The organism is Micromonospora sp. WMMD723, assembly GCF_049863385.1.
GTDB classification, from domain to species: Bacteria; Actinomycetota; Actinomycetes; order Mycobacteriales; family Micromonosporaceae; genus Micromonospora; species Micromonospora wenchangensis.
In genome coordinates this window covers 3,767,932-3,785,286 of the sequence record NZ_JBMKNR010000001.1, presented here as the reverse complement: position 1 = coordinate 3,785,286, position 17,355 = coordinate 3,767,932, and the positions used below count along the sequence as shown (strand labels likewise).

The 17,355-nt window shown below is 74.1% G+C and carries 14 protein-coding genes; 4 read left to right on the top strand and 10 right to left on the bottom strand.

Annotated features, from left to right (window positions below; all coding sequences use genetic code 11):
• Positions 1-73: 73 nt before the first annotated feature.
• Together ACN261_RS17080 and dtd are read left to right on the top strand one after the other, a co-directional pair.
• On the top strand, positions 74-1,558 hold the full coding sequence (locus ACN261_RS17080) for a DUF7059 domain-containing protein (protein ID WP_425851027.1): 1,485 nt from the start codon (positions 74-76) through the stop codon (positions 1,556-1,558).
• Positions 1,558-1,980 carry a D-aminoacyl-tRNA deacylase gene (gene dtd, locus ACN261_RS17075; protein WP_421486349.1) on the top strand — a complete coding sequence of 141 codons (423 nt, stop codon included), beginning with the start codon at positions 1,558-1,560 and terminating at the stop codon, positions 1,978-1,980. Before ACN261_RS17080 ends, dtd begins: the two co-directional genes overlap by 1 nt.
• Positions 1,981-2,159: 179 nt before the next feature.
• Here the strand turns inward: dtd and ACN261_RS17070 are convergent, their stop codons facing one another.
• The gene (locus ACN261_RS17070) at positions 2,160-2,948 is read right to left on the bottom strand and encodes a sporulation protein (RefSeq protein ID WP_204924161.1); all 789 of its coding nucleotides are present in this window, start codon (positions 2,946-2,948) and stop codon (positions 2,160-2,162) included.
• Between the two features lie 220 nt (positions 2,949-3,168).
• Here ACN261_RS17070 and sigB point away from each other — a divergent pair, with 220 nt between their 5' ends.
• Positions 3,169-4,185 (top strand): RNA polymerase sigma factor SigB, encoded by a 1,017-nt coding sequence (gene sigB, locus ACN261_RS17065; RefSeq protein ID WP_377687505.1) that lies wholly within the window; start codon positions 3,169-3,171, stop codon positions 4,183-4,185.
• An 82-nt stretch (positions 4,186-4,267) separates the two neighbouring features.
• Here sigB and ACN261_RS17060 read toward each other — a convergent pair whose 3' ends face one another.
• Genes ACN261_RS17060 through ACN261_RS17050 form a run of 3 tightly spaced genes read right to left on the bottom strand, consistent with a single transcriptional unit; the run spans position 4,268 to position 8,922 of the window.
• Positions 4,268-6,811, bottom strand: coding sequence for a GNAT family N-acetyltransferase (locus ACN261_RS17060; protein ID WP_421486348.1), 2,544 nt, complete (start codon positions 6,809-6,811; stop codon positions 4,268-4,270).
• A gap of 23 nt (positions 6,812-6,834) precedes the next feature.
• Entirely contained in the window at positions 6,835-8,016 is a 1,182-nt protein-coding gene (locus ACN261_RS17055; RefSeq protein WP_425851024.1) for an acetoin utilization protein AcuC, read from the bottom strand.
• A 48-nt stretch (positions 8,017-8,064) separates the two neighbouring features.
• Positions 8,065-8,922, bottom strand: coding sequence for a sulfurtransferase (locus ACN261_RS17050; RefSeq protein WP_421486346.1), 858 nt, complete (start codon positions 8,920-8,922; stop codon positions 8,065-8,067).
• A gap of 97 nt (positions 8,923-9,019) precedes the next feature.
• Between ACN261_RS17050 and ACN261_RS17045 the strand changes: the two genes are divergently transcribed.
• A complete protein-coding gene (locus ACN261_RS17045) occupies positions 9,020-9,706 on the top strand; it encodes a metal-dependent transcriptional regulator (RefSeq protein ID WP_088646456.1) in 687 nt (228 codons plus the stop codon).
• Between the two features lie 55 nt (positions 9,707-9,761).
• Here the strand turns inward: ACN261_RS17045 and ACN261_RS17040 are convergent, their stop codons facing one another.
• The 6 genes from ACN261_RS17040 to nrdR form a co-directional block, all read right to left on the bottom strand.
• A complete protein-coding gene (locus tag ACN261_RS17040; RefSeq protein ID WP_421486344.1) occupies positions 9,762-10,313 on the bottom strand; it encodes a hypothetical protein in 552 nt (183 codons plus the stop codon).
• A gap of 146 nt (positions 10,314-10,459) precedes the next feature.
• Complete coding sequence (locus ACN261_RS17035; RefSeq protein WP_425851021.1) at positions 10,460-10,702, bottom strand: DUF5522 domain-containing protein; 243 nt, start codon at positions 10,700-10,702, stop codon at positions 10,460-10,462.
• A gap of 27 nt (positions 10,703-10,729) precedes the next feature.
• Positions 10,730-12,232, bottom strand: a complete 1,503-nt coding sequence (locus ACN261_RS17030) for an alpha/beta fold hydrolase (RefSeq protein WP_425851020.1) — start codon at positions 12,230-12,232, stop codon at positions 10,730-10,732.
• Positions 12,233-12,452: 220 nt separating this feature from the next.
• A complete protein-coding gene (locus tag ACN261_RS17025; protein ID WP_425851018.1) occupies positions 12,453-13,394 on the bottom strand; it encodes a DUF2332 family protein in 942 nt (313 codons plus the stop codon).
• Positions 13,395-13,591: 197 nt separating this feature from the next.
• Positions 13,592-16,480 carry a vitamin B12-dependent ribonucleotide reductase gene (locus ACN261_RS17020; RefSeq protein WP_425851017.1) on the bottom strand — a complete coding sequence of 963 codons (2,889 nt, stop codon included), beginning with the start codon at positions 16,478-16,480 and terminating at the stop codon, positions 13,592-13,594.
• A gap of 80 nt (positions 16,481-16,560) precedes the next feature.
• Positions 16,561-17,049: a transcriptional regulator NrdR gene (gene nrdR / locus ACN261_RS17015; RefSeq protein WP_363656466.1), complete on the bottom strand. Its 489-nt coding sequence runs from the start codon at positions 17,047-17,049 to the stop codon at positions 16,561-16,563.
• Positions 17,050-17,355 lie beyond the last annotated feature (306 nt).

Below are 17,355 nucleotides of genomic sequence, written 5' to 3'. Positions count from 1 at the left end.
GGGATTGAGCTGGTGTTATGGAAGTCGACGGGTGCCCACCACCCCCCGCCCCCGGGGCAGGCAGGATGACGAGGTGGACCGTTACGACATGCTGCTCTCCCCCGCCGGCGTCGACGCGCTGCGCACCGCGCTCACCGACGCCGACTTCACCGCCAACGGCATCGCCGGCCGGCTCGGGCCGCAGGCCACCGGCGGGGTGGCCCGCAACGACTTCCGGGCCGCGCTGCGCGCCACCGAGGAGCGGGACCCGCTGGCCACCCTGATCCGGGTGTTCGTCTGCGACCAGACCGAGCCCGAGTCGGCGGTCGCCGCCGCGCTCGCCCCGCTCGACCTCGCCGAGGCCGTCGCCGCCGGCCTGGTCGAGCCGTCCGGCGACGGCCTGCGCGCCGGGGTCGACCTGGAGCCGTACGGGGACGACTGGTGGGTGCTCGCCGACGTGCCGGCCAGCGCCCGCCCCGGCCGGCCGCTGCCCAGCGAACACGTGCTCGGTATCGGCGGAGCCACCCAGACCCTGATCGGGGCGACCGTCCGCCGCCCGGTGGACACCGCGCTGGACCTCGGCACCGGCTCCGGTGTGCAGGCCCTGCACCTGGCGACCCGGGCCCGGCGGGTCACCGCCACCGACGTGTCGGAGCGGGCACTGCGCTTCGCCGCCACCACCGCCGCCCTCAACGGGCAGGACTGGGAACTGCTCCGCGGCGACCTGGTCGCCCCGGTGGCCGGCCGCCGGTTCGACCTGGTGGTCAGCAACCCTCCGTTCGTGGTCGGGCCGGGCACCACCACCCACGTCTACCGGGACTCCGGCCGGGTCGGCGACGCGATCGGCGCGGAACTGGCCGCCGCCGCCCCGGGCCTGCTCACCGAGGGCGGCACCATGCAGTACCTGGCCAACTGGGTGCACGTCGCCGGGGAGGACTGGGCCGAGCGGGTGACCGGCTGGTTCGCCGGCACCGGCCTGGACGCCTGGGTGATCCAACGCGAGGTCGCCGACCCGATGGCGTACGTCAACCTGTGGCTGACCGACGTCGGCGAGGCGGCCGACCCGCACCGGGCGGCGGCCTGGCTGGACTGGTTCGACACGCACAAGATCGAGGCGGTCGGGTTCGGCATCGTCTCGCTGCGCCGGGGCGGGCACACCGATCCCGTCGTCCGGGTGGAGGATCTGCGGCAGCGGGTCGAGGCCCCGCTGGGCGACCAGGTGGCCGCCTGGTTCGACCGGCAGGACTTCCTGCGCGCCCGCGGCGGGGACGGGATGCTCGACGCCCGCTACCGGGCCGCCCCGGGGCTGCAACTGCGGCAGGAGGCGACCATCGGCGACGAGGGCTGGGCGGTGGACCGGCAGGTCCTGACGATGCCGCACGGGCTGCGCTGGAGCGAGGAGATCGACCCGCTGGTGCTGGCCCTGGTCGGCGGCTGCGACGGGCGGTTGCCGCTGCGCGACCAGCTCGCCCTGCTCGCCGCCGCGCACGACGTCACCACCGACGAGCTGGCCGAGGCGGCCGGCCCGATCGTGGCGCACCTGGTCGAGCGGGGCATCGTCGAGCCGGTGACCGACTGATGCGGGCGGTGGTGCAGACCGTCGGCCGGGCCAGCGTCACCGTCGACGGCGAGGTGGTCGGCGCGATCACCGACGGCCTGCTGGTGCTGCTCGGGATCACCCACACCGACACCCCCGAGCTGGCCCGCACGATGGCCCGCAAGGTGCACGAGCTGCGCATCCTCGACGACGAGCGCAGCGCCGCCGACACCGGCGCCCCGGTCCTGCTGGTCAGCCAGTTCACCCTCTACGGCGACACCCGCCGGGGCCGCCGGCCGGGCTGGACCGCCGCCGCCCCCGCCGAGGTGGCCGAACCGCTGGTCACCGCCGTGGTAGAGGAGCTGCGGGCCCGGGGCGCGACGGTCGAGACGGGCCGCTTCCGCGCCCACATGCTCGTCGAGAGCATCAACATCGGCCCCCGCACCCTCCTCCTGGACCTCTGACAGCCCTCCCGCCCCACCACTCCCTCCCCCCGCGCCCCCGCGCGTCCCGCGCCTGCCCCGGTGATCAAGAGGTTTGCGTCATCCTGAAGATCGAACTTGACGCAAACTTCTTGATCACCAGGGCGGGGCAGGCGGGCGGGGCGGGCGGGGCGGGAGGGGGGATGCGGGGGCGGGGTGGGTCAGGAGAAGAGGCCCCGGCGTTGGAGGGACTGGCGGAGCCAGCCGTCGAGCTGGGCGGCCCAGTCGGTGCGGTCGGCGTTGGCGTGGTCGACGGTGAACCGGCCGAAGGTGTCCCGGCCCTCGGTAAACAGCCCGCCGCGCTTGTCCAGCTCCAGCACCACCTGCATCTGGTGCGGGTCGGTGACGAAGGTGACCTCGAGCTGGTTGATCGCCCCGGCGTACTGCGGGGCGGGGTAGAACTCGATCTCCTGGTAGAACGGCAGGCTCTGCCGTACGCCATAGATGTGGCCGCGCTCGACGTCGGCGCGGGCGAACCGGAAGCCCAGCCGCAGCAGCGCCTCCAGCAGCCGCTCCTGGGCCGGCAGCGGATGCACCGACACCGCGTCCAGGTCACCCTTGTCGACCGCGCGGGCCACCTCCAGCTCGGTACGCAGCCCCATCGTCATCCCGTGCAGCCGGTGGCCGTACAGGTCGGTCAGCGGGGTCTCCCACGGCACCGCGAACCGGAACGGGATGTCGTACCGCTGGCCCGCCTCCAGCCGAAACGGGCCGGTGACCTGCTGCCGGGCGAACTCCTGGGTGGTCTCGTACTCGGAGTCGGCGCCCTCCACCTCGACCCGGGTGACCAGACCGAGCGCCACGTACTCGATGTCGGTGGCGTGGTCGCCGCCGGCCACGTGCACCCGTCCCTCCAGCACCCCGCCCGGACGGCAGTTCGGGTTGGCGAGCACGGTCTCCACCGACGGACCGCCCACCCCCATCGACTGCATGAGCCGCTTGAAGACCACCACGTCCTCCATTGCCTGTTCGCGTGCCGGCCACCATGGTCGACCGCTGGCACGGTAACCGGACCTGGCAAGACCCGCGACGGCCCCCCGTACCCGACCGGATTGGTGTCGGTTCCCCGATCACCTCACCCCCGTTTCACGTCCCGGTTGGAAAGCTGTTCGTCACCGGGGCCGATGGCGTCGGTACGCGACACGAAAGCGGACACGGGGAGACACAGAGATGGCCCTGCAGATGATCGATAACAAGACGCGCCCGGCCACCACCATCGACGCCGAGCACGGCACCGAAGCCCTCACCGACCTCGACGCCACCGACGAGCGCGGGGTCTCCACCGACCTGGTCCGGGCCTACCTCAACGGCATCGGCCGGACCAAGCTGCTCACCGCGGCCCAGGAGGTGGAGCTGGCCAGGCGGATCGAGGCCGGGCTGTTCGCCGAGGAGAAGCTGTCGACGTGCACCCCCGTCTCCGGCGACCTGCACGCCGACCTCGCGCTGATCGCCCGGGAGGGACGCGCCGCCAAGGACCACCTGCTGGAGGCGAACCTGCGGCTGGTGGTCAGCATCGCCAAGCGCTACACCGGGCGGGGGATGGCCTTCCTCGACCTCATCCAGGAGGGCAACCTTGGCCTGATCCGCGCGGTCGAGAAGTTCGACTACGCGAAGGGCTACAAGTTCTCCACGTACGCCACCTGGTGGATCCGGCAGGCGATCACCCGGGCGATGGCCGACCAGGCCCGCACGATCCGCATCCCGGTGCACATGGTCGAGCAGGTCAACCGGATGGTCCGGGTCCGCCGGGAGCTGTCGGTCACGCTGGGCCGCGAGCCGATCGTGTCCGAGGTGGCGCGGGCGATGGAGATCCCCGAGTTCCAGGTCATCGAGCTGATCTCGTACGACCGGGAGCCGGTCAGCCTCGACCAGGCCGTCGGCGAGGACGGCGAGAGCGCCCTGGGTGACTTCGTCGCCTCGGTGGACCCGCGCACCGAGCCGGGTGACGCCGCCGCCAACGGCGAACTGCGCAACGAGGTACGCATCGTGCTCGCCACCCTCTCCCAGCGGGAGCAGGCGGTGATCCGGCTCCGGTTCGGCCTCGACGACGGCCGGCAGCGCACCCTCGACGAGGTGGGCAAGGAGTTCGGCCTGTCCCGGGAGCGCATCCGGCAGATCGAGAAGGTCACCCTGCTCAAGCTGCGTGACCCGGAGCGGGCGCAGCGGCTGGAGGCGTACGCCTGCTGAGCGGGACGGTTCGCGGTCAGGCCCCCGGCGGTTCGCCGGGGGCCTGCCTCCTTCCGCGGTGACCGGCCGGCGGCACCCCCGGTCAGAGCCGGCGCGGGCCGGTGTCGGGGCGCGCCCCGGCCGTGCCGACCCCCACCGCCGCGTGCAGCACCGCGATGCCGTCCGGGCGGGCCAGCACCGGGTTGAGGGTGAGCGTCCGCACCCGGGGCTGCTCGTCGGCCAGCCGTCCCACCCGCAGCAGTAGGTCGACCAGGGCCGCCCGGTCCACCGGGGCGGCTCCCCGGTGCCCGCGCAGCAGCGGCGACGCCCGGGGCTCGTCGACCAGTTCGGCCGCGTCCCGGTCGGTCAACGGCACCGCCCGCCAGGCCCGGTCGCCGAGCAGTTCGGTGGCAACGCCCCCCAGCCCGAAACCGACCACCGGCCCGAACGCCGGGTCCTCCCGCAGCTCCACCACGCAGGCCACCCCGGGCGGCACCATCGGCTGCACCAGCACCTGCGCGCCGAAACCGGCCGCCAGGTCCGCGTACGCCCGGCGCAGGGCTACCGGGTCGGCCAGGTCGAGGCGGACGGCACCCAGGTCGAGGCGGTGCCGCAGGCCGGGCGCGGCGGCCTTCAACGCCACCGGCCACCCGCAGCGGTCGGCGGCGGCGAGCGCCTCGTCGACGCTGCCGGCGGGCACCGACCCGACCACCTCGACGCCGTACGCGGCGAGCAGCGCCACCGGGTCGGCGGTGTCACCGCGCAACGCGGCCCGCCCGGCCGCCCGGTCCACCCCGGTCAGCTCCGGCACCGTGCCCGGGTCCCGCCGCAGCCACCCGGCGTACCGGCCGACCCGGCCCAGCGCCCGTACCGCCTCCTCCACGCTCGGGTACGCGGGCAGCCCCGCCGGCACCCGCCCGGCGAGGAACGTCGCCACGGTCGGCTTCCCGGCGGCCAGCGTCGCCGGCAGGGCGGCGGTGACGTCCGCCTCCTCGACGGTGAGCTGCCCCGGCAGCGGCGGGGCGAAGACCGCCACCAGCGCGTCCACCCGGTCGTCGGCGGCGGCCCCGGCCAGCGCGGCGGTGAACTCGGCGACGCCGGCGTGCGGGCCGACGTCGAGCGGGTAGCCGTCGGCGACGGTGAGGCCCTGCCCGACGCAGGCGGCGGCGGCCAGCCCGGTCAGCGCCGACGAGTTGCCCACCACCGCGACCCGGTCCCCGGCGGGCAGCGGCTGGTGGGCCAGCAGCACCCCGACGTCGAGCAGTTCGGCGACGGTGTCCACCCGGATCACCCCGGACTGGGCGAACAGCGCGCTGACGGCCGCCTCGTCCAACGCCGGGCCGGCCGGTCGGGCCAGCGAGGCCAGCGCCACCACCGGCTTGGCCCGGCCGATCCGGCGGGCCAGCCGGGCGAACTTACGCGGATTGCCGAAGGTCTCCAGATAGAGCAGGATCACGTCGGTGCCCGGGTCGTCCTGCCAGTACTGGAGCAGGTCGTTGCCGGACACGTCGGCCCGGTTGCCGGCCGACACGAAACTCGACAGGCCCAGCCCGCGCCGCTGCGCCTCGGCCAGCAGCGCCACCCCGAACGCGCCGGACTGGCTGAAGAAACCCACCCGGCCGGGGGCCGGCAGCACCGGGGCCAGGGTGGCGTTGAGGCGTACCCGCTCGTCGGTGTTCGCCACCCCCAGACAGTTCGGGCCGACGACCCGCATGCCGGCGGCGTGCGCCGCCCGGACCAGGGACCGCTGGGCGGCCGCGCCCGCCGGCCCGGCCTCGGCGAAGCCGGCGGAGATGACCACCAGGCCGTGCGCGCCGGCCGCGGCGGCGTCGGCCACCACCCCGGCCGCCGCCTCGGGGGGCACCGCGACGACCGCGAGGTCGACCGCCACCCCCGCGTCGGCCGCCGACGGGTACGCGGGCAGCCCCGCCACCGTGCGCGCCCCCGGGTGCACCGGCACGATCGCCCCCGGGTAGCCGCCGTCACGCAGGTGCCCGAGCAGCGCCGCGCCGACGCCCTGACCGGTGGCGCTGGCCCCGTAGACGGCCACCCCGCGTGGGGCGAGCAGCCGGGCGATGGACCGCGCCTCGGTGCGGTGTTCCCGGCCACGCTGCACCGCCAGGGTCGCCTCGGTCGGCGCGATCGGGAAGGTCAGGTGCACCACCCCGTCGGCGAACTGGCGTTGCACCTGGTAGCCGAAGTCGGCGAAGACCCGCAGCATCGCCCCGTTGGTGGGCAGCACCTCGGCGACGAAGTGCGCGATGCCGGCCCGGCGGGCGGCGTCGGCCAGGTGCTCCAGCAGCACCGAACCGATCCCCCGGCCCTGGTAGGCGTCCTCCACCACGAACGCCACCTCGGCCTCGGGGGCCGCCGGCCCGAGCCGCTCGTACCGGCCGACGGCAACGATCCGGTCGCCGGCCAGCACCACGAACGCCTCCCGGTCCCGGTGGTCGACGGTGACGAAGCGGTGCAGGTCCCGTTCCGGGATGCGCGGGTACGGCGAGAAGTAGCGCAGGTAGCGGGTGCGTTCCGAGAACCGCCCGTGCATGGCGACGATCTCCGGGGCGTCCTGCGGCCGGATCGGTCGCAGTCCGACGGTGCTGCCGTCGCTGAGCAGCACGTCCACCGGTTGGTCGACAGTGGTCACCGGTCCCTCCCCAGGTTCCCGGCTCAGTCGCGCGGGTCGTACGGGTCCAGCCCGAGCAGCGGGAACACCGCCTTGCGGGTGGCCGCCACGGCCCGGTCCACCGAGTTCGGCTCCCCGGTCGGCTGCCACGGCCGGTGTTCCGGGTCGACGTCGTCGGTCATCCGCAGCGGCACGTCATGGCCGGGTCGCCGGTGGGCGGCCAGCGTGCGCCAGCCGGGCGGGGTGAGGGTGGCCGGGTCGAGCGGGTCACCGGTGGCCACCGCCAGCAGGTGCGTCCAGGCCCGGGGGACCACCTCCACCAGGGCGTACCCGCCGCCGCCGGTGGCCACCCAGCGGCCGTCGCACAACTCGTCGGCGAGGGCCCGCAACGCCAGGTAGGTGGCGCGCTGCCCGTCCACCGACAGGTGCAGGTCGGCCAGCGGGTCCATCCGGTGCCCGTCGGCCCCGCACTGGGTGACCAGGATCTGCGGCCGGAACGCGCGCAGCACCGACGGCACGACCGCGTGGAAGGCCCGCTGCCACCCGGCGTCGTCGGTGCCCGGCGGAAGCGGCACGTTGACCGCGCTGCCCTGCGCCCCCGGCCCACCGGTCTCGTCGGGGAACCCGGTGCCGGGGAAGAGCGCGAGCGGGGTCTCGTGCAGGCTCACCGTCAGCACCCGGGGGTCGTGGTAGAAGACCTCCTGCACGCCGTCGCCGTGGTGCACGTCCACGTCGACGTAGGCGACCCGCTCGGCACCGAGGTCGAGCAGGCGGGCGATGGCCACCGCCGGGTCGTTGTAGACGCAGAACCCGGCGGCCCGGTCGGGCATCGCGTGGTGCAGCCCACCGGCCACGTTGACCGCGCGGCGGGCCTCGCCCCGCCAGACCGCCTCGGCGGCGGTCACGCTCGCCCCCGCGATCAGCGCGCTGGACTCGTGCATCCCGGCGAAGACCGGATTGTCCGAGGTGCCCAGTCCGTACCCGGCGAAGAGCGGATCGCGCGGCGCGGCCCGGACCGCGTCCAGATAGTCGGGCCGGTGCACCCGGGTCAGCGTCGCGTCGTCGGCCGGCTCGGGCTCCACCAGCCGCACGCCGGGCCGGTCGAGCACGCCCAACTCCCGGGCCAGCGCCACGGTCAGCTCGACCCGGACCGGGTCCAGCGGATGCTCCCCCATGTCGTAGTCGAGCAGGGACTCGTCCCACACCACCAGCGTGTCGTCCGACATGGGGCCATCGTCGCACGACGGTCACCGCCCGCCCACTACACGTGCAGGTCAGCCGCCGGGTGTCGGGCCGGTCGCCACCGGGCGGGACGAGTCGGCGACCCATCCGCTCCACGATCCGACATAGAGCGCGGCGTCCGGCCGCCCCGCCAGGTGCAGGGCCAGCACCGCCTGCGCGGCGGTCACCCCGGACCCGCAGTACGCCCCCACCGGGCCGTCGGCGCGCACCCCGACCGCGGCGAACCGGTCCCGCAGCACGTCGGCCGCCGGGTAGCGTCCCTCGGTGACGTACCCGGGGGCGGGCAGGTTGACCGCGCCCGGCACGTGTCCGGCGACCGGGTCGATCGGCTCGGTCTCGCCCCGGTAGCGGGGCGCGGCCCGCACGTCGATCAGCACCCCGTCGTCGGCCGCCGCGAGGGCCGCCGCCGCGTCGGCGTCCAGCACCGGCAGCGCGCCCGGCCGGACGGTCACGTCACCGGGCGTGACGGTGGGCACCTCGACCGTCTGCGGCAGTCCGGCGGCACACCAGGCCGGCCAGCCGCCCGCCAGCACCCGGACCGGCCGGTGCCCCGCCCAGCGCAGCGTCCACCAGGCGCGGGCGGCGGCCAGGCCGTCGCCGCCGTCGTACACCACCACGGGGTGACCGGTACGCACACCGGCGGCCCGCAGCGCGGCCTGGAGGGCGGCCGGGTCGGGCAGCGGGTGCCGGCCCGCCGCGCCGGGCGGACCGCACAGGTCGGCGTCCAGGTCGACGAAGACTGCGCCGGGCAGGTGCCCGGCGACGTAGTCGTCCCGGCCCGGCGGGCCGGCCAGCCGCCAGCGGACGTCCAGCAGGGTCGGTGCGTCGGGCCGGGCCAGCTCGGCGGCGAGCCGGTCCGGCTCGATCAGGGGGTCATCGGTACCGGACATGACGTCCAGTCAACACCATCGGTGCAGCGACCTCGCGTTTCGGCGCAGGTCGATCTTCGCGCGCCGGGGTAGCATCGACCACCGGGAGGCCGCTGACGTGAAGCATGACCTGGTCGACACGACCGAGATGTACCTGCGCACCATCCTCGAACTCGAAGAGGAGGGCGTGCCGCCGTTGCGTGCCCGGATCGCCGAGCGGTTACGGCAGAGCGGGCCGACCGTCAGCCAGACCGTGGCCCGGATGGAACGCGACGGGCTGCTCACCGTCGAGGGCGACCGGCACCTGGCGCTCACCGAGCTGGGCCGGGGCAGCGCCGTGTCGGTGATGCGCAAGCACCGGCTGGCCGAGCTGCTGCTGGTCAACGTGATCGGGATGCCCTACGAGGAGGCCCACGAGGAGGCCTGCCGGTGGGAGCACGTGATGAGCGACGCGGTGGAGAAGCGGGTGTACGACCTGCTCAACCGTCCCACCCGCTCGCCGTACGGCAACCCGATCCCGGGGCTTGAGGAGCTGGGTCCGCCGCAGGCCGGGGCCAGCGAGCCGGTCGAGGGTGAACGCAACCTCGCCTTCCCGGGGCTGACCGGGCAGGTGGTGGTCCGGCGGATCTGCGAGAGCGTACAGACCGACGCCGACGTGCTGCGGCAACTGCACGCCGCCGGGGTGGACCCGGGTGCCACGGTCACCGTCGCCCAGGAACGCGACGGGGTGTTCATCGACCGCTCCGGCGAACGGGTCCGGCTGCCCCGCGAGGTCGCCTCGCGGGTCTTCGTCGCCGCCCACTGACCGCCCCGGCGGCAGCCCGGCCGTCACCGTGACCGGCCGTCACCGCGACCGGCCGTCACAACGACCTGGTGTCGAGCGTCCTGGCCAGGTCGGCGAGGTGGCCGGCGACCTCGCCGGCGGTCGCCCGGTCCTCGTCCGGTCGGCAGGTCCAGCGGAGCGTGGCCAGCCGGTCCTCGGTGGCGAGCCAGCCCACCTCGGCCGTCGGGCCACGCTTCGCGGTCTTCGCGCCGGTCCGGCGGTAGGCGGCCTGGCCCAGTTCCGACACCTTCTTGGCCCCGGCGGGCAGCACGTCGGCGGTGAAGGTCGGCACGTCGATCGAGGTGTCGGTGACCGTCAGGGTCAGCTCCGGCCAGGTGGCGTCGGTGGCCCGCACCACGCAGGTGCGGGTGTCACCGCGCTCGCTGGCGGCGGCCACGTCGAAGCGGGCCCCGGTGTGTTCCTCGATGACCGCGAAGTCGAGCAGCCGGCACGCCCCACCTGACGAGGCGGCCCCCACCTGCACGGTGGCCGGTTCCCCGGTCGGCAGCGGCACCGGCTCGACCTCCGACGCACCACAGCCCGTGGTCAGCAGCACGCCCACGCCGGCCAGCCAGATCCGCCCGTGCACGGGCACACCTCCGTGATCGTCGGCGGGAAACCCGCCGGTGTCCGTCGGAAACCGTACGGGTTGGGGTTGCCGGACGGAAGACCCGCCCCTCCTGTCCGGACCGGGTCAGGTCGCGCAGGGTCCGCAGTGGAGCCGACGGCGGTGCGCTAGTCGTTGACGTACGGGCAGTGCCGGCAGCCACGCCCGCAGCAGGTGCCGCGCCGGGCCAGGAAACCGGCGGTGAGGACGAACAGGCCGGTGGCCGGGTCGGGATAGCCGGCGTCCCCGGCGGCGAGCGCAGCGGCGTGTGCGGTCAGGATCCGTGCCCGGTCGGGGTGCTCCGGCGGCAGCCGGGACGGGTGCGGCTCGGTCAGCGGCCGGTCCGCCAGCGGACGTCGTTCGCCACTCACCACGAGGAGTCTACGGACCGGGCGGGTTCACCGCCCCGGGCCGGCGGTCTCGGCGCGGACCCGGGTCAGCAGGTCGACGAACGGGCCGGGCCGTTGGTAGAGCGAGCGGTGACCGGCGGCGTCCAGCACCAGGTGCTCCTTGTGCGGGGCGTCGAGTTGGGCGTACCACTGGCTGGTCAGGGTCAACCGGCCCGGCACCTCGTGCGCGCCGTCGACCAGGTAGACAGGCACCGCGAGCTGCCGCACCCGGACACGCAGGTCGACCTGCTGGACCTTCGGGTAGAGCACGTCCCAGCCGTCCAGACCGCCGCCGAGCACGTGCGCCTTCTCCAGCAGGGTGTACTCGGCGACGCCGAGGTTCTCCCCCGTCCCGCCCCGGCCCTCGTGGTTGCCGGTACGGTCGAAGTCGAAGGCGGCGGCCTCGTTGGCCAGCAGCGGCTCGTAGTGGTACATGTCCGGATACGGCGGCGGCCCCAGCCCGGTCAGCTGCCGCACCAGATCGGCCCGTCCGGTACGGCCCGCCCAGGCGACGGTGTCGGTGTACTGACTGCGGTCGGCTTCCCGTAGGTCGACCGCCTGCCCGACCCCGACGTAGGCCCGGAACAGCTCCGGCCGGCGCTGCACGGCGACGGCGGCGACCAGCGTCCCCCCGGAGTGCGCCACCAGGTAGACGTCCGGTCGGCCGAAGCGCTGCCGCAGCCGGTCGGCGACGGCGAGCAGATCGGCGACCTCGCTGTCGAGGGTCAACGACGAGGAGGGCGCGAACGCCGCCCACGACCGTGCCGCGCCCCGCCGGTCCACGGTGGCCACCACGAACTGCCGCTCCAGCCCGGCGAGGTGCCGCCGGACCGCCCCCACCTCGGAGCTGCCCGGCCCGCCGGGCAGGAAGATCAGCACCGGGGCCTGCCGGTCGGCGCCCCGCAGCAGCACCCCCAGCTCCCGGTCGCCACCGCCGCGCACCGTGGTCAGCTCGGCGATCCCACCCGGTACGGCGGCCGTCGCGGCCGGCAGCGCCACCGCGACCGTCACCAGGGCGACCACCGCGGTGAGCAGGCCCGCCCCGGCCCGCCCCAGCCAGGTCCACACCGGACGGCGACCCGCCGTCGGGGCGGCCCGTCGCGCCAGGCCCGCCCCGTACGCCGCGCCGACCAGCAACGGCAGCAGGGACAGCAGTCCGTGTACGCCCCGGCCCAGCAGCAGCGCGCCGACACCGAAACCGCTCAGGTGCGGGGCGTCGACGGTCGGCCCCCGCAGCGGCCAGCGGACCAGCTCGACGGCGAGCGCGAAGAGCACCGGAGCCGCGAACATCGCCCCACGGGACCGGCCCGCCCAGCCGGCGAGCCCGCCGACCGCCAGGCTGACCAGGATCGACGTCAGGGCCTCGGCACTGGTGCCGGGACCACGCGGGGTCCACCAGCCGACCAGCAGGCCCCAGCCGAGCGGAGCGACGCCGGCGGCGATCCACCGGACCGACGGTGTCGACCGGGCGCGGCTGAGCAGGGCGGGACGGGGCAGCGACGGCTTCGCCATGACACCTCACCGGAGTCGTCGGCACCTCAGCCTAATGATGATCGATCTCATCCGCGGTCCCGTAACACTCACGGAACGTCATGGCCCGCGTCACGTCCCCGCCGGATCGGGCCGGTCACCCGACGCTCGACCGCCTGGCCGCCTGGCCGACTGGCCGACTGGCCGACTGACCGACTGGCCGCCCAGCCAACTGGCCGCCCGGTCGCCCGGTCGCCCGGGGTCAGCCGAACCAGTGCGCCTCCTGGCCGTGCGAACGCATCCAGGCCAGCGGCGTCCCGTCGAGGGCGAGCACGTTGTGCAGCGTCCCGTCGGGCGGGGGCTGCAGCGCGTCCACGTCCCAGCCGAGCACGTCGGCCGCCTCGGCGGACACCCGGTGGCCGGGCAGGGCGGCGGCCAGTGCGACGAAGGCCTCCCGGCGTGGCGGCGGCACCTGGTAGAGCACGGAGGTGTGCAGGACCACCAGCGTCGCGCCGGCCGGTGCCCGCGCGGCCAGCGCCGGCAGGTCGTCCACCAGGTCGCCCCGCACCAGTTCCGGTGGGTCGGCGGCGGCCACCGCCGCTGCCGCCCGCAACCGGGCCCTGCGATGGGTGTGCTCCGGCCAGATCAACGCGTCGAGCCAACCCACGTCGGCCGGGTCGGTGACGTCGAGCGGGTTCAGGTCGAGGCCGGCCCGCCACACCACCTCGGGACGGGTGGTCGGCGGCCCGGTCCCGGTCAGCGTGCAGTCGAGGACCGGGTCGCCGGCGCCGAGCAGGTGTTCGCCGTAGCGGTAGGCGTACCGGTCGGGGTAGAGGCAGAGGCCGGCGGACGCACCGATCTCCAGCAGCGCCAGTGGCTGCGGCAGGGCGGCCAGCACCGGCAGCAGCGCCGCGCAACGGCCGGCCTCGTTGGTCTGCACCGCCCGGGTGAGCATCGCGGCCCGGACGGCGGGCCAGTGCGCCAGGGTGTGGGCGCGGAAGGCGGCCGGGTCGTCGACCGGGCCACCGAGCCAGCGGACCACGCCGAGGAGCAGTTGCGGCTGCCGCTTGGCCGGCGGCAGGCCGTCCAGCAGGGCGAGCAGCTCGTCGTCGCGGGCGACCGCGTGGGCCAGCCGTTCGTAGGCCGGGGAGACGCCGTGCGCCTCCCGGGTGGCGAACTCGACGTACCGGTCGGCGGTGGTCATGCCCCGATCATCCCCGCCGCGCCCGTCCGGCGCGGCCCCCGGTGCGCCGCCGTCGGCGTGATCCGCGCAACGGGAGCGAGGTGGCGGTGTCCGGGTGGGACCGATGCCGCTACCTCGCCCCACCGGGGTCGATCATGGGGACGGGACGCGGGAGGGCCGACACCCGTCGGGTGCCGGCCCTCCGTGCGACGCGTACGTCAGCTGCAACCGCTGGTGGAGCCGCAGCCCTCGCAGACGTAGCAGCTACCGGCCGGGCGCATCTTCGTACCGCAGGTGAAGCAGAGCGGCGCGTCGGCGGCCTTGCCGATCACGGCCTCCAGCAGCTCGGTGGAGGAACCCACGGCGGGCGCCGGCTTGACGGCGGCCACCTCGGCCAGCTCCTGGGCCGGCTGGGCCACCGGGCCGGTCTTCGGCTCGGTCGTCTCGACCGGGGCGGAGGACGCCATCGCCGTCAGGTCCGCGCCGGCGGCCTCCGCGTCGGCCTCGGCCCGCAACTGCGCGGCCCGCTCCTTGGCGGTGAAGATGCCCAGCTCGGCACGGCGCTCGTAGGGCAGGAAGTCCAGCGCCAGGCGACGGAAGATGTAGTCCATCACCGAGGCGGCCATCCGCACGTCCGGGTCGTCGGTCATGCCCGCCGGCTCGAAGCGCATGTTGGTGAACTTGCTGACGTACGTCTCCAGCGGGACGCCGTACTGCAGGCCGATGGAGATCGCCACCGAGAAGGCGTCCATCACCCCGGCCAGGGTGGAGCCCTGCTTGGACATCTTGAGGAAGACCTCGCCGAGGCCGTCGTCCGGGTAGGACGAGGCGGTGAGGTAGCCCTCCGCGCCGCCGACCGAGAAGGAGACCGTCTGCGAGGGGCGCTTCTTCGGCAGCCGCTTGCGCACCGGGCGGTACTCGACGACCTTCTCCACGGTCTTCTCGACCTCGGCGGCCGGAGTCGCCGTCTCGGCCGCGCCCTTGCCGGGCTTGGCCACCGACAGCGGCTGGCCCACCTTGCAGTTGTCCCGGTAGATCGCCAGCGCCTTCAGGCCGAGCTTCCAGCCCTCGAAGTAGATCTTCTCGACGTCGGCGACGGTGGCCTGCTCCGGCATGTTGACCGTCTTGGAGATGGCCCCGGAGATGAACGGCTGGACGGCCGCCATCATCCGCACGTGCCCCATCGGGGCGATCGACCGCTCGCCCATCGCGCAGTCGAAGACCGGGTAGTGCTCCGGCTTGAGGCCGGGGGCGTCCACCACGTGTCCGTGGTCGGCGATGTGCTCGACGATCGCCTCGACCTGCTCCTCCGGGTAGCCGAGGCTGCGCAGGGCGCGCGGCACGGTCTGGTTGACGATCTGCATCGAGCCGCCACCGACCAGCTTCTTGAACTTCACCAGCGCCAGGTCGGGCTCGACGCCCGTGGTGTCGCAGTCCATCATCAGGCCGATGGTGCCGGTCGGGGCGAGCACGCTGGCCTGCGCGTTGCGCCAGCCGTTGCGGTCGCCGACCTTGTTGCCCTCGGTCCACTGCCGGGTGGCCTCGCGCTGGATCGCGGTGGCCACGGTGCCGGCCGGCTTGATGGCGTCGTTGGCGGCGGCGTGCTTGCGCATGACCCGCTTGTGCGGCTCGGCGTTACGGGCGTAGCCGTCGTACGCGCCGACGATGCCGGCCAGCTCGGCCGAACGGCGGTACGCCGTGCCGGTCATCAGCGAGGTGATCGCCGCGGCCACCGACCGGCCCTGCTCCGAGTCGTACGGCAGGCCGGAGGCCATCAGCAGCGCGCCGAGGTTGGCGTAGCCGATGCCCAGCTGCCGGTAGGCACGGGTGGTCTCGCCGATCTTCTCGGTCGGGAAGTCGGCGAAGCAGATCGAGATGTCCATCGCGGTGATGACGAACTCGACCGACCTGACGAACTTCTCCACCTCGAAGCCGCCGTCGGCGCGGAGGAACTTCATCAGGTTGAGCGAGGCCAGGTTGCACGAGGAGTTGTCCAGGTGCAGGTACTCCGAGCACGGGTTCGACGCGGTGATCCGGCCGGTTTCCGGGCAGGTGTGCCAGTCGTTGATGGTGTCGTCGTACTGCAGGCCGGGGTCGGCGCACTCCCAGGCGGCCTGGGAGATGGTGCGGAACAGCTTCTTGGCGTCGATCGTCTCGATGGTCTGCCCGTCGAGCCGGCCGCGCAGGTCGAAGTGGCCGTTGTTCTCCACCGCCGACATGAACTCGTCGGAAACCCGGACGGAGTTGTTGGCGTTCTGGTACTGGACGCTGACGATGTCGGCACCGCCCAGGTCCATGTCGAAGCCGGCGTCCCGCAGCGCGCGGATCTTGTCCTCCTCCCGCGCCTTGGTCGCCACGAACTCCTCGATGTCCGGGTGGTCCACGTCGAGGATGACCATCTTGGCCGCGCGCCGGGTGGCGCCGCCGGACTTGATGGTGCCGGCGGAGGCGTCCGCGCCGCGCATGAAGCTGACCGGGCCGGAGGCGGTGCCGCCGGAGGAGAGCAGTTCCTTCGAGGACCGGATACGGGAGAGGTTGACCCCGGCGCCGGAGCCGCCCTGGAAGATCCGCCCCTCCTCCTTGTACCAGTCAAGGATGGAGTCCATCGAGTCGTCGACCGAGAGGATGAAGCAGGCGCTGACCTGCTGCGGCGACGGCGTGCCGACGTTGAACCAGACCGGCGAGTTGAAGCTGAACACCTGGTGCAGCAGCATCCAGGTCAGCTCGTGCGCGAAGACCTCGGCGTCGCCGGGAGCGGCGAAGTAGCCGTGCTGCTCACCGGCGGTCCGGTAGGTGCTGACCACCCGGTCGATGAGCTGCTTGAGCGACCACTCGCGCTGCGGGGTCCCCACCGCGCCCCGGAAGTACTTGGTGGTCACGATGTTGGCCGCGTTGACGCTCCAGGACTCGGGGAACTCCACCCCGCGCTGCTCGAAGTTGATCGAGCCGTCGCGCCAGTTGGTCATGACGACGTCGCGGCGCTCCCACGCCACCTCGTCGTACGGGTGCACGCCCTCGGTCGTCCAGACCCGCTGCACCTTGAGCCCGGTCACCGCGCCGTTCTTCGCCGCCCGCGACCGGCTTGTTGTCACGCCGTCCCCCGCCATCTCATCGGCCCCCTCGTCTGCGCGGCCACCCGCCACGCGTCGTCACTGTCAGAATCCAGGTCGTTGCTGTCGGAAAAGACTCAGTCGGTACGGTCGGCGGTCCCGGCCGCGTCGGCGCGGGCCTGTGCGGCGGCCCGCAGCGTCTCGATCTCGCGTTCGAAGTCGGCAAGCGAGTCGAACGAGCGGTAGACGCTGGCGAAGCGCAGGTAGGCCACCTCGTCCAGGTCGCGCAGCGGGCCCAGGATCGCCAGTCCCACGTCGTGGCTCGGCAACTCGGCCGCGCCCTTGGCCCGGACGGTCTCCTCGACCTTCTGGGCCAGCAGGGCGATCGAGTCCTCGTCGACCGGTCGCCCCTGGCACGCCTTGCGCACCCCGCCGATGATCTTGGTCCGGCTGAACGGCTCGGTCACGCCGCTGCGCTTGACCACCGCGAGCACGGCCTCCTCGACGGTGGTGAACCGCTTGCCGCACTCCGGGCAGGAACGCCGACGCCGGATGAGCTGACCGTCGTCGGCCTCACGGGAGTCGACCACCCGGGAGTCGGCGTGCCGGCAGTACGGGCACCGCATCGCCTGACCTCCTTGATCGACCGGGGCCCGCCCGCCCACCTCCGGGCACGCGTCGGCCCGGCGGAGCCGGCTTCGCCGGCCGTCGCCGTGGTCGACGATACGGGAGTGCGGTGGGTAGTCGAACCCAACCTGTGGGCAACTTACGCCCGTGTGACTACTACATCTAGGGGTCGACCGTAGGCCGCCGAGGGGGTCGGGTCAAGTTGCCGGCGTGTCCGGCGCGTCACCTCCGACCACCGGCGGCGACCCGCCGTCCCGGGGGCACGCTGGGTGCAACCGACGGGGCCCACGGGAGGTTACCGGCCG